13 protein-coding genes are annotated in these 12035 nt (G+C 44.4%); 4 read left to right on the top strand and 9 right to left on the bottom strand.

Annotation, left to right across the window (positions count from 1 at the left end):
• Positions 1–7 precede the first annotated feature (7 nt).
• From pstA to J7E26_RS10580, 7 genes are all read right to left on the bottom strand, one after another.
• Positions 8–892, bottom strand: a complete 885-nt coding sequence (pstA, locus tag J7E26_RS10610) for a phosphate ABC transporter permease PstA (RefSeq protein ID WP_214798435.1) — start codon at positions 890–892, stop codon at positions 8–10.
• Complete coding sequence (pstC, locus tag J7E26_RS10605) at positions 892–1821, bottom strand: phosphate ABC transporter permease subunit PstC (protein WP_214798432.1); 930 nt, start codon at positions 1819–1821, stop codon at positions 892–894. The genes pstA and pstC overlap by 1 nt, the downstream gene beginning before the upstream one ends.
• Before the next feature lie 47 nt (positions 1822–1868).
• Positions 1869–2771 carry a phosphate ABC transporter substrate-binding protein gene (locus tag J7E26_RS10600; RefSeq protein ID WP_214798429.1) on the bottom strand — a complete coding sequence of 301 codons (903 nt, stop codon included), beginning with the start codon at positions 2769–2771 and terminating at the stop codon, positions 1869–1871.
• 155 nt (positions 2772–2926) lie between these two features.
• Entirely contained in the window at positions 2927–5074 is a 2148-nt protein-coding gene (gene pbpA, locus J7E26_RS10595; RefSeq protein ID WP_214798426.1) for a peptidoglycan D,D-transpeptidase FtsI family protein, read from the bottom strand.
• A gap of 101 nt (positions 5075–5175) precedes the next feature.
• Positions 5176–6465, bottom strand: coding sequence for an MFS transporter (locus J7E26_RS10590; protein WP_214798423.1), 1290 nt, complete (start codon positions 6463–6465; stop codon positions 5176–5178).
• Positions 6466–6581: 116 nt separating this feature from the next.
• Positions 6582–7187 carry a superoxide dismutase gene (sodA, locus tag J7E26_RS10585; RefSeq protein WP_214798420.1) on the bottom strand — a complete coding sequence of 202 codons (606 nt, stop codon included), beginning with the start codon at positions 7185–7187 and terminating at the stop codon, positions 6582–6584.
• A gap of 174 nt (positions 7188–7361) precedes the next feature.
• A complete protein-coding gene (locus J7E26_RS10580; RefSeq protein WP_061521932.1) occupies positions 7362–7844 on the bottom strand; it encodes a DUF456 domain-containing protein in 483 nt (160 codons plus the stop codon).
• A gap of 134 nt (positions 7845–7978) precedes the next feature.
• On the opposite strand from J7E26_RS10580, the gene J7E26_RS10575 reads away from it, so the two are divergent.
• From J7E26_RS10575 to ispG, 3 genes are all read left to right on the top strand, one after another.
• A complete protein-coding gene (locus J7E26_RS10575) occupies positions 7979–8743 on the top strand; it encodes a DUF1189 domain-containing protein (protein ID WP_396019835.1) in 765 nt (254 codons plus the stop codon).
• 90 nt (positions 8744–8833) lie between these two features.
• Positions 8834–9136, top strand: coding sequence for a LysM peptidoglycan-binding domain-containing protein (locus J7E26_RS10570; protein ID WP_214798414.1), 303 nt, complete (start codon positions 8834–8836; stop codon positions 9134–9136).
• Positions 9137–9267: 131 nt separating this feature from the next.
• Positions 9268–10386, top strand: coding sequence for a flavodoxin-dependent (E)-4-hydroxy-3-methylbut-2-enyl-diphosphate synthase (gene ispG, locus J7E26_RS10565; RefSeq protein WP_214798951.1), 1119 nt, complete (start codon positions 9268–9270; stop codon positions 10384–10386).
• Positions 10387–10411: 25 nt separating this feature from the next.
• On the opposite strand, the gene J7E26_RS10560 is transcribed toward ispG, so the two are convergent.
• Positions 10412–10795: a DUF308 domain-containing protein gene (locus tag J7E26_RS10560; protein ID WP_214798411.1), complete on the bottom strand. Its 384-nt coding sequence runs from the start codon at positions 10793–10795 to the stop codon at positions 10412–10414.
• 132 nt (positions 10796–10927) lie between these two features.
• On the opposite strand from J7E26_RS10560, the gene J7E26_RS10555 reads away from it, so the two are divergent.
• Positions 10928–11509 (top strand): hypothetical protein, encoded by a 582-nt coding sequence (locus J7E26_RS10555; RefSeq protein WP_214798408.1) that lies wholly within the window; start codon positions 10928–10930, stop codon positions 11507–11509.
• A gap of 53 nt (positions 11510–11562) precedes the next feature.
• On the opposite strand, the gene zur is transcribed toward J7E26_RS10555, so the two are convergent.
• Positions 11563–11973 carry a zinc uptake transcriptional repressor Zur gene (gene zur / locus J7E26_RS10550; RefSeq protein WP_214798405.1) on the bottom strand — a complete coding sequence of 137 codons (411 nt, stop codon included), beginning with the start codon at positions 11971–11973 and terminating at the stop codon, positions 11563–11565.
• Positions 11974–12035: the final 62 nt, after the last annotated feature.

Raw genomic sequence — 12035 nt, 5'->3', positions numbered from 1 at the left:
TTTTCAATTAATTTGCCGTAAGCTTCTTATAAATAGCTGATCCGAGCCATCTTGCCGAAAGATTAAACAGCAGCACCGAAATGACGAGCACTGCTGAGCCGCCGTTAGCAATCGCTTCCGCATCGGGAATAATACCTTGAGTATTGACACTCCATATATGAACCGCCAGCGTCTCAGCCGGTCTGAAAATGTTAAAAGGAGACGTTTCAGAAAACGGGTTCCAATCAGTAAAGTTCAGCCGAGGCGTCGTCAGCCCCGCCGTAAATAATAATGCCGCCGCTTCCCCGAAAACTCTTCCTGATGCCAAAATGGCTCCTGTCATAATTGAAGGAATCGCACTTGGAATCATGACGGTCTTCACGGTATGCCATCTGGACACGCCTAAAGCGAGAGAGGCTTCTTTCAGTTCCTTTGGCACTGCCGTGAGCGCCCCTTCTGTCACCCGCACCATAACGGGCAGATTAAAGACGGTTAATGCGAGCGCGCCGCCGATAATGGTGTATCCCCATCCTGTCAGATTCACGAACATCAGCATACCGAACATGCCGATGACAATTGACGGGAGAGAAGACAGAACTTCAATACACGTTCTGATAAAATCAGTGATTTTATTTTGCGGAGCATATTCAGCCATAAACACGCCGCCCCCTACGCCGAGCGGGATCGTGATCAGCATCGTCAAAAACAGAATGTAAAAGGAGTTAAACAGCTGATCGCGTATTCCCCCGCCTGAGGCAATGGCGCTTGATTTTGTTGTGATGAAATGCCAGCTGAGCTCAGAAACACCGTGAATGATAATATACAGAAACAATCCTGCCAAAATTGCCGCGATGACAGCGGCACATAAACCGAATACACCGGTCGCCAATTTATCCGTTACTTTCCGGTTCATTACACTTTCCTCCTAGATGACAAGTAGCGTATGAGTAAAATAAACAGAAACGACATGACGAGAAGAACAAGCCCCATAGACCATAATGTGTTATTTTCGATACTGCCGTATGTGGTATGGCCCATGTTTAACGTGATGATGGTTGTTAATGTCCCCGCCGTATCAAGCAGACTTTCCGGCAGGAGCTTTGTATTCCCGATCACCATCTGTACAGCCAGAGCTTCTCCGAACGCTCTTGCCATCCCGAGAACGACAGCGGTCAGCAAGGTCGGAAACGCCGCCGGGATGAGCACCTTTCTGATTGTCTGCCACCTCGTCGCACCAAGCGCATATGAACCTTCACGAAGATGCTTTGGAAGTGACGCGAGCGCATCGGCAGAAATCGATGTGACCGTCGGCAGAATCATAACGGAAAGCACGATTGTTCCTGCCAATAAGCTGTGGCCCGTTCCGCTCGTTTTAAAAGAGCCGATAAACGGAACCAATACTGTAAGACCTATGAATCCATAAACGACAGACGGAATGCCGACAAGCAGCTCAATAACCGGCTGAAGCACTTTTTTCCCCCATGTCGGCGCAATTTCCGTCATAAAAACGGCACCCGCAATACCGAGAGGCGCCGCAATCAGAGCGGAAAGAACCGTAACGGCAAATGAGCCGAAAATAAAAGGCAGCGCGCCGAACTCAGGTTTTGACTGGGTTGGATTCCACTTCAGACTTGTTAAGAATTCAATCGGGCTTACACCATTTATAAAAAAAGATTGCAGCCCCTTTATGCCGAGAAAGATTGTAATCGCAGCTGATGCGAGAATGATTATTGCCGCACAAACCGACACAATCACTCTTCCCCGGACTTCATCCAATTGCCTGTTTTGCTTTGAGCGGATTAAGCGTTCGCTTACAGACTCTTTTTCTCTATGATTTATCATTTGTTTACACTCCTATAAATGAGAGAGGCGGGAAGCCCGCCCTCCCCTCAGCTTTGCTTGCCGCTTGCGTCCCGTGTGACTTTCATATCTGAGATCGGAATGTAGCCCTGATCTTTCACGACGCTTTTCTGTACTTCATCACTGTGCAAATAGTCGAGAAATGTTTTCGTAAGGCCTGACGCTTCACCTTTCGTATAAGAGTGTTCGTAAGCCCAAATCGGATATTCTCCGGTTACGACATTTTTCTCTTCCGGTTTGATGCCTCCGATTGATAAAGGCGTTACTTTGTCATCGTTTATATAAGAGAACGCTAGATAACCGATCGCTCCCGGTGTTTCTGCAATGATTTTTTTCACTGTGTTAGAGGAATCCTCCGTTATGCCCTCTGCCGGATCTGCTCCGTCCAGCGCATATTTGACAAATGTAGCTCGTGTTCCTGATGAATCAGGGCGGTTGACTAGCGTGATCTTTTGATCCTTGCCGCCAAGTTCTTTCCAGTTTTTGATTTTACCTGTAAACACGTCTGTCAATTGTTTTTTCGTTACATCCTTCACACCCGTACCGGGGTTGACTGCAGCAGCCATTGCCACTACCGCTACACGGTGGTCTTTTAGGGCTTTAGCATCAATGCCTTCCTTTTCTTCGGCAAAGACGTCTGAGTTACCGATTTGAACCGCACCCTCGGCTACTTGAGAAAGCCCTGTGCCAGAACCTCCCGCTTGCACCTGCACATCAGCATCCGGATTTTTCTCCATAAACTTTTCCGCCGCTGCCAGTACTAACGGCTGCATGGCAGATGAACCAGAAATGGTTAAAGAACCTGATGCTTTTTTGTCTTCACTTGCAGATTGACTGTCTGTCTTGCTGCTTTCCTTTGCATTTCCGCATGCTGCAGCCACGATCATAACAGCAGCCATCAGAAGCATAAGCATCCATTTGTTTTTTTTCATTTCCTGAATTCCCCCTGCGTATAATGTGTAATTTGTCCTACACGTATAGACTAAAGGGTTCATGTAAAAAGCGTATAAATCGAATGTAAAGGTTTTGTAAATCTAAATGTTTTTTTGTATAAAAAAAACGCCCACATGTTGTGAGCGTTTTTCTTTTAGTTACTTGTATTGCCGTTTTCAGCTGCTTTTTGAATTTTATCTTCGTTTTTTTGCTTCGTGTTATCATCTTCTTGTTTCTTTTTCAGCTCGAAGTATTTGTCTAATGCTGCTCTCCCAATATCATCTGTAATTGAATACCGGGCACTGTAATCAATATAGGCCCAAGGAACGACTACAGAAATGGCTACTTCCGGGTTATCAGCAGGTGCATAAGCGACAAGAGTTGTATTATAAGTACCTTCACCCGTCTCTGATTTGTCAGGACCGTCATAGAAAGATTGGGCCGTACCTGTTTTTCCGGCAGGACTGTATTTTGCGGTTGCAAAATCAGTGGCGGCTGTTCCTTTTGTCATTACACGTCTGAACCCAGCCTGCACTTCTTTGATATCTGTAGTATTCATATCGATTTTGTTTAATACTTGAGGCTGAACAGATTCAACTACAGCCCCGATTCCTTTTTTGGCATCCGGCTGTCTGACTTCTTTCACAAGCTGAGGCTTTAAACGATAGCCCCCATTGGCAATAGTTGATACATATTGCGCCATTTGCAGCGGTGTGTACGTATCATACTGACCGATCGCAAAGTCTAATAGAAGACCGGAAATTCTTTGTGTGCCTTGATACCCGGTTGCTTCATTCGGAAGATCAATTCCTGTCTTAACGCCAAGTCCGAATTGATTGAAGTAATATCGGAACGTATCAAATGCCTTCATATCAAGCGGCAGCGACTGGCCTTTTCTATATTCCCCTTTACCGAGAGCAATCGCTGTTTTAAACATAAAAACGTTTGATGATTCTTGGAGCGCTTTTTGAATATCTACCGGTCCTAAATTCGTCCACGATTTTTTCGGCTTACTGCTCCCTTTGAAATACAAAGGTTCATCCTGAAAAACGGTGTTCAAATTAATCGCGCCCGTTTGGAGTCCCGTTAATACAGTCGCTCCCTTAACGGCTGACCCCATCGCATAGGAGGAAGTCATTGCGCCGAGGGCATAATCATCAATCTTGTACTTTCCGTGATCATTCGTAATCTGTTTACCCGCCATGGTCAGAACTTCACCGTTTTTCGGATTCATCATAACGACAAATGCGCGGTCCAGCAGCTTTGTACTCGGTCTTGCTTTTGCTGCTCTTAAATTTTTCTCAATAATTTTTTCAACGGACTTCTGCAAGTCCATATCAATGGTTAAAACTAAATCCTTGCCGGCCTCTCCTTTCGTTATCACTTTGCTTCCCGTGACATTGCCGGATGAGTCGGTCAGGTTCTGCACTTTCTCTTTTTGGCCCTGCAGCAGACTCTCATATTGGTACTCTAAATAGCTTTTTCCGACCCTGTCATTACGGCTGTAGCCGAGTGACAAATAATGCTCAAGCAAATTGGACGGAAGGCCTTCATTAGAACTGGACACACTGCCGAGCAGCGTGCGAATCAGGCTTTTGTAAGGATAAGACCGCTCCCAGTCAGACGTCACATCAACCCCCGGCAATTCATCTAAATGCTCGCTGACAACTGCCATTTCTTTTGCCGACACGTCTTCATTTTTGATGTATTGCGGCGTCAGTGAATACCCGGAGTCCATTTGCCTTTTTATCGCTAAGATCTGCATGTCTTTTGAGGTGAGCTCATTCAGCTGTTTGTCCGTGATGCGTTTAAGCTGAAGCTGGTATAAGTCATCGTCAGACAGTTTTTTGTCCTCAACTTTTTGTTGTTCTTTGGCCGTAATCAGTTTCTTTGCCTCTTTCGGCCTTGTTAAAATCCAATAATCTTTTTTATCCCGCTCTGTCACCTTTTTGGTGCTTACCTTAATCATCCCGGACAGCTTTTTCGCGATTTTTAAACGCTGCGCCTGAGTGGTTGAGGTGGAGCGTGTATATGTAATCGCATTTAAAGCTTTATTCGTTACGATGGGATTGAGGTTCCGGTCATATATTTTCCCTCTCGGAACCGCCGTGCTGACATCGGATTCCTCCTGTTTATTGGCGGCATTTTTATAATCATCGCCTTGAACGATCTGCTTGATGCCAAGCTCTACGATAATCCAAGTAAAAATAAGAAACGCGGTCAAAAACAATAGATTAAGCCGTATCGGCAGTGTTTTTTTCTTTTCTTTATTTCCTGCTATTTTATTTTTATTTCTCCTCATGACATCACCTTTTCTTATTTACAGAAAGAAATGACACCCTCGATTCAGGTGCCATTTTCATTCTAAAGGTTTTTTCGATATTTTTCTACAGATAACCCCTTTTATCTTTCTCCTTTTATAAAATTCGGTTCAGCAGCCCGTTTTTGACGGTCTTCTTCCACTGTTTCATCAGAGGTTTCCGTGTCCAGCTTGATATCTTTTATGAAGTAGTAAATCAGCGGGTGGCCGGCTCCGAGCAAAACGAGCGCCGTCGGTATCCCTACATCCTCTTTCAGCAGCGTAACGATAAGGAGGAAGCAAAGAATCGAAACGATTCGACCTGCATTTAAAAATAATTCTCTGAGCACGATGTATTCAATTCTCGCCTTTCTGGCCAGCCGCGCCCGCCCTATTACATCGTATGTAAGCGAGACGTATGGCACGAGCAGCACCGGATAGCCGATCGCAATAAACACTCCGTATATGAGGAGGGTGGTGAAACTCATGTGAAAAAGGATGAGAAACAGCGCGCCGTACAAAATCAATCCTCCGATAAGAATCGCCTTTTTTCTCGATCTTTTTTTAATGAGCCTTGAAGCGAAATAGTAAGCAAAAAAAGAAACGGCGGAATTAACAAGCCCGAAGGTTCCGAGCGCCAGCTCACTGTTCGTCGCAATAAATACAAATACGCTGATCAAAAAGACAAAAATCCCTTCTCTCAAGCCCTGAAAAAAATGCGCATTGGTAATCCGCCGCCAATTCATATTCGTATGCCGCTCATCAAAAACCTTTTTCAGCATAAACCGCCCTTTTGATTCTCTGCGCTTCAGAAAAAAACTCATCACGACGGCGAGGGCGAATAAACCGAGAGACAGGCTGAAAATGATCGTATAACCCGTATTATTTGTAAGTCTTGAGATGACATATCCGGCTACAATCGGACCGATCATACCCGCCGTCGATGACAAAATGCCTAAAAACCCGTTGAAAAAATCTCTCGTTTCAGGCTCTGTAATTTCGAAAGTCAGCACATTAAAAGCCAGCCAGTAAAAACCGTATCCCACTCCAAGCACTGCACCTATCAATACAAGACGTGAAGCAACGGTCTCCCCGGCAAGCAGTACACTTAAATAAAAGGCGGCCAAAAAAATAACGCCGAATCTGAGGATAAACACCCTGTCTATTTTTTTGGCCAGCCGGCCGGCCAAAAGAAAGGTTAACGGCTGCATCGATACGATCGATAAATTGTATATGGCTAAATCAATAAATTTTCCTGACTGCTTCCACAAATACACGTTGACAAATGTATTTGACAGCGCGATGCCCAGTGAGTAAAGGCCGCCAATCGTCAATAATAGCAGCAGACCTTTATTTATTTCGATGTCGCCAATTACTTTTTTTAATTTGCTCATCATTGACTCCCCTTTACTACACATTAGTTTGTCTCACTCAAACCGAGATATGTAAAAGGAATAAAAGTCAATAAAAAAACAAGGCCTCACCCAGGGAGGCCTTGTTATGCTTGCATTTATTTTGCTTCGCTGTAAAGGCGGGCAACTTCATCCCAATTTACAACATTCCAGAAAGCTGAAATGTAATCAGGACGGCGGTTTTGGTAGTTCAGGTAGTAAGCATGCTCCCAAACATCAAGACCGAGAATAGGCGTTTTGCCTTCTGAAAGCGGTGAATCTTGGTTTGGCGTGCTTGTAATTTCAAGTTTTCCATTGTTTACAACAAGCCAAGCCCAGCCTGAGCCGAAACGGCCTGCAGCTGCTGCCGCGAATTTTTCTTTGAATGCATCAAAGCTTCCGAATACGCTTTTAATCTCTTCAGCAAGCTCTCCTGTCGGTTCGCCACCGCCATTTGGAGATAAAAGAGTCCAGAATAAAGAGTGGTTTGCATGTCCGCCCCCGTTGTTGCGGACTGCCGTGCGGATGTCTTCCGGCACTGCGTTTAAATCAGCGACAAGCTCGTCTACAGATTTCTCTGCAAGCGCTGATCCTTCGATCGCTTTGTTTAAGTTCGTTACGTATGTGTTATGGTGCTTCGTATGGTGAATCGTCATTGTTTCCTTGTCAATATGCGGTTCTAAAGCATCATAAGCATAAGGCAGTTCTGGAAGTTTGTAAGCCATAATTTTTTCCTCCTTTAATATATGTACTGAAATGCCGCTTTTAGCGAACTTTTCTAATTTCAATGTAACAAAAGAAAGCGTGGTAATCAATGAAAAAGCTCACAATTCAGCGATTCCAGCAGACATAATACACTTTATCCGATAATGCCTGCCGTTAAACCTTCCGTAAGCCGTTTACAGCACCGTCCACAAAAAATACCCGATCATAAAAAGCTGGATGACGCTTTTGGCGACGACACTCGTTAAAAATCCGATTAATGATCCTAATCCGACTTTCACCGCTGATTTCATATCCTTTTGATGAACAAATATTTCAGCGCAGACAGCTCCGATAAACGGGCCTAATATAATTCCGGCCACGGGAATGACAAAGGGTCCGATCAATAGGCCGATCGTGCTTCCCCAGATGGCAGCCCTGCTCCCTCCGTACCTTTTGACGCCAAGTAAATTTGACACATAGTCGGCGGCGAATAAAACCGCGGCAAAGACTGCTTCAACGAGCCAAAACAGATAGGAATATGGACTGAATGAAAACAAAAATCCGTAAAGGATAAATCCGGCCACAATAAAGATAACACTCGGAATCGCCGGATATACAAGGCCGATAAAAGCGACGGCAAAAACAACGGCGATTATCAGCCAATATAAAATACTCATTTTTAAAAACCTCCTCTGACTGCTTTTTCTTATTATGTATGATTCCTTATCCTGCTTTAAATACTCTCACTTGTGTTCATCCCCGGTGAACGATACAATAAGCAACATATACCAGTTTAGGCTAGGAAGTGAAGATGTTGAACATATTTACGGCTTTATTAAAAAGTACATACTCTCCGAGAGATATTGCAAAAACACGGTTTCAGGGGATAGGAAAAGCGATCCTTTACGTATTTTTGCTGTCTCTCCTTTTTACGGCCCCGAGCGCGTACTACCTTTGCTCCGGCACCGTGAACTCAATGAACGGTTTCAAAACCGTGTTAGAGAAGGATTTCCCTGATTTCACGATTTCAAACGGAGAATTAAAAACCAAAGCTGCCGCACCAAAGGAATCTGAAGCAAACGGATTTGTCATGGTGTTTGACCCAACAGATGCCTATGGCACTAAACAAATAGAAGCTAAGCAAAACGCAATCGGCATTCTGAAAAATAAAATGGTGCTTGCGATAGACGGACAGGCCACAGAAATGAATTATTCATTAATGCCGGCGGATCTGACAAAAAAAGAGATCATGTCAGCCTTAAATCAGAATAAAACAATGATTGTCACTGTTCTTTCCATATTGTTATACATCATTACCGCCGCCGGAAAATTTATTGAAGTATCATTCCTTGCCGTCATCGGCCTGTTTTTAAAAAATGCCCAAAGAAAAACACTGAACTATCAGCAGCTTTGGAAGCTATCGGCATATTCAATTACACTCTCCACCATATTTTTTACCATTATGCGGGCGCTTGTCATTACGGTGCCGAGTGAATTTATAGTAAATTGGTTTGTAAACTTTATCATCCTGTTTCTCGTCTTAAAAGAGATACCGTCAAAAAAAACATCTGTTTAAACGGAGACTGCCTCTAGGCAGTCTTATTTTGTCATGAACAAAATGGGACAAGCATACAATGAAGTAAAACGTATGCGGGAGGCGGATGATATGAAGCGGTTTACCTTTGTTTTCGGCAGTTTATTTGTGATGTTTATTATATTTTACGATCTCAAAATCGGAACCATTCCCTCTCAAGACCTTCCTGTATACGCAGCGGCCGCACAGCCGGCAAAACAGGACGCGGGATACAAAACGGTCACTGTCAAAAAAGGGGATACGGTCATATCGATAGTCGGCGCAACCAAAACGCCTGACGATATCGTAAAAGATTTCGAAGCGCTGAATCCGAATGTAAAAGCAAATGCCATTCAAGCCGGTGCGGCTTATAAATTCCCTGTCTACCGTAATTAAACGTTAATTTCTTGTCAGTTCGGCAAATACACTGTTACAATATAACATGTAAATAGAAGTTGCCTGAAAACGTATGAGGACTGACTTACAAGCGGTAACTACAATTAAGGAGCGATTGACAAGTGAGTGAAATCACCCATCGTACAAAAACGCGTCCCGTCAAAGTGGGACCTTTAACAATAGGCGGAAATAATGAAGTTGTCATTCAGAGCATGACGACGACAAAAACACACGACGTAGAAGCAACAGTGGCGGAAATCAACCGTTTAGCCGAAGCCGGCTGCCAAATCGTGCGGGTGGCATGCCCGGACGAACGCGCTGCTAATGCCATTGCGGATATTAAAAAACAAATTTCCATCCCCCTCGTTGTGGATATTCATTTTGATTATAAGCTCGCATTAAAAGCCATTGAGGGCGGCGCTGACAAAATCAGAATCAATCCGGGAAATATCGGCCGCCGCGAAAAAGTGGAAGCCGTCGTAAAAGCGGCGAAAGAGAAAGGAATTCCGATTCGGATCGGGGTTAACGCAGGCTCTTTAGAAAAACGGATTTTAGAAAAATACGGCTATCCGACTGCTGACGGAATGGTTGAAAGTGCGCTTCATCATATTAAAATTCTGGAAGACCTTGACTTTCATGACATCATCGTCAGCATGAAAGCATCTGACGTGAACCTTGCGATTGAAGCGTATGAAAAAGCGGCAAAGGCTTTTGATTACCCGCTTCACCTCGGGATCACAGAATCAGGCACGCTGTTTGCCGGAACGGTAAAAAGCGCGGCCGGACTGGGCGCTATTTTAAGCAAAGGAATCGGAAATACAATGCGTATCTCCTTAAGCGCCGACCCGGTTGAAGAAGTGAAAGTGGCCAGAGAGCTGTTAAAATCATTCGGGCTTGCTTCAAACGCTGCCACGCTTATTTCATGCCCGACATGCGGACGGATTGAAATTGATCTGATCAGCATCGCAAATGAAGTGGAAGAATACATCTCGAAGGTAAAAGCACCGATCAAAGTGGCGGTTCTCGGATGCGCCGTAAACGGTCCCGGAGAAGCCAGAGAAGCAGACATCGGCATTGCCGGCGCCCGCGGCGAAGGACTTCTTTTCCGCAAAGGCGAAATCGTCCGCAAAGTTCCTGAGGAAACAATGGTCGACGAGCTGAAAAAAGAAATTGACAAGCTTGCTGAAGAACACTACGCAAAGCTTGAAGCGGAAAAAGCAAAATTACAGCAGGAAACACAAAAAGCTTGACGGATATCCGTCAAGCCTTTTTGTGTTAGAAAAACGGTGTGATAAAGATGCCGAGCACCAGAGAAACAATACCGATTCCCATCGCCCAGCCGCCTAAAGCGCCCGCGCCTCTTCTTCTTGCGATATAGCCGACGATAATGCCGCATGCTCCTAATAAAACAGGAAGCACAAACAGTGAGATGATCGAAAGGGCTAATGCTGCGTACCCTATCCCACGGCCTTCATTTACATTTGTGTCGCCGCGGTCATCATCGCGGTCGCTGATTCGGTCAGAAGCACGGTAAGGCTCTGCGATTTCAGCAGCTGTTTCTTCTGAATAAACATCACGCGTTATATCTGTACCTTCAGAACCATGGTCCACATAATAGTTGTTGCCTTCGCGTTTTTCGTAATCGTATGCCACCTTCAATTCCCCCTTCTCTTTTATTAAAGGAGCTTTTTTAGTTTTCACCTTTTTTCCGGAATCATGTTTGCTAAACTTTTCTGTTATTGTTAATTGTTTATGTTACACTGAAAGGGATGAAAATATAGGAGTGTGGACATGTTACGTTTAGGTATAGATATTGACGGCACGATTACGGCACAGGATACGTTTGTCCCTTATTTAAACCGCTCATTTCACCTTTCCATTACTTTGGATGATATGACTGATTATGATTTGACTAAGCTGCTGAAGATTACGACAGAAGAATTTTGGGATTGGATGAATGTCCATGAAGCAGCCATTTATAAAGAAGCAAAACTTGCGGATTTCGCCAAACAAGCGCTGGACGGGCTGAAAGAAGAGCACCGTCTCATATATATTACGGCAAGACGCGGTCACTTGGCGGATGTGACATTAGACTGGTTCACAAGCCGTGACATTCACTATGACCATGTCGAGCTTGTCGGCGGACATCATAAAGTGGAAGCTGTCAAAAAGCATGACATTGATTTGTTTTTTGAAGATCACCACGGCAACGCCACGATGATCGCAAAAGAAGCCGGCATTCCGGTGATTCTGTTTGACTCCCCTTACAATCAGCTCCCCATCGATTCAAATATTATCAGAGTTAACAATTGGCTTGAAGCCGTTTCATGGATAGATCAAAACAAACACAGCCTTCAGCGGGTAAAGAGCTGAGAAACGGAGCCTCTGTATAATAAAAAACCTCCTGGCGGGCAGGAGGTTTTTTATTATTGGCACGCAGGACATGTTCCGTAAATTTCAAATTTATGGCCGCTGATCTCATACCCTTCCAAATCATCGTGAAGCTTATCCATCGGACAGGACTCAATTTCCTTCGTTTTCCCGCAGGTTAAACAGATAAAATGGTGATGGTGATGGGTGTAGGAGCATGTAAAACGGAACAGTTTTTCTCCGGAAAGTTCCGTCGTTTCCAATATGCCGAGCTCTTCATATAAAGAAAGATTTCTGTATATAGTATCAAAGCTTAAACCCGGATAGTCATCATTTAATGCGGCAAGCACGTTTTTTGCGGTCAAATATTTATCAGAATCAGCAAAAAGCTGAAGCATGTCTTCACGCTTGCTCGTATATTTATACCCTTTTTCTTTCAGCAGGTTCAACGCTTCTTGTACGTTCATGAGGTCCTCCCCTTTACTTCACATATCGCTCCAAAAAGAAAATGGCAGCTGATCAGCAGGCC

The organism is Bacillus sp. ISL-51 (assembly GCF_018613535.1).
Taxonomy (GTDB): domain Bacteria; phylum Bacillota; class Bacilli; order Bacillales; family Bacillaceae; genus Bacillus.
Note: the sequence above shows the minus strand (reverse complement) of the source record. Positions and strands in the feature narration are given on the sequence as shown.

Bases quoted from the DNA above. Each gene is read 5' to 3' on its own strand.
- J7E26_RS10580 (WP_061521932.1), bottom strand. From the start codon at position 7,844: ATGAGTATTTTATATTGGCTGATAATCGCCGTTGTTTTTGCCGTCGCT.
- J7E26_RS10575 (WP_396019835.1), top strand. From the start codon at position 7,979: ATGTTGAACATATTTACGGCTTTATTAAAAAGTACATACTCTCCGAGA.
- pstC (WP_214798432.1), bottom strand. From the start codon at position 1,821: ATGATAAATCATAGAGAAAAAGAGTCTGTAAGCGAACGCTTAATCCGC.
- zur (WP_214798405.1), bottom strand. From the start codon at position 11,973: ATGAACGTACAAGAAGCGTTGAACCTGCTGAAAGAAAAAGGGTATAAA.
- pstA (WP_214798435.1), bottom strand. From the start codon at position 892: ATGAACCGGAAAGTAACGGATAAATTGGCGACCGGTGTATTCGGTTTA.
- pbpA (WP_214798426.1), bottom strand. From the start codon at position 5,074: ATGAGGAGAAATAAAAATAAAATAGCAGGAAATAAAGAAAAGAAAAAA.
- J7E26_RS10590 (WP_214798423.1), bottom strand. From the start codon at position 6,465: ATGAGCAAATTAAAAAAAGTAATTGGCGACATCGAAATAAATAAAGGT.
- J7E26_RS10555 (WP_214798408.1), top strand. From the start codon at position 10,928: ATGTTACGTTTAGGTATAGATATTGACGGCACGATTACGGCACAGGAT.
- J7E26_RS10570 (WP_214798414.1), top strand. From the start codon at position 8,834: ATGAAGCGGTTTACCTTTGTTTTCGGCAGTTTATTTGTGATGTTTATT.
- sodA (WP_214798420.1), bottom strand. From the start codon at position 7,187: ATGGCTTACAAACTTCCAGAACTGCCTTATGCTTATGATGCTTTAGAA.
- J7E26_RS10600 (WP_214798429.1), bottom strand. From the start codon at position 2,771: ATGAAAAAAAACAAATGGATGCTTATGCTTCTGATGGCTGCTGTTATG.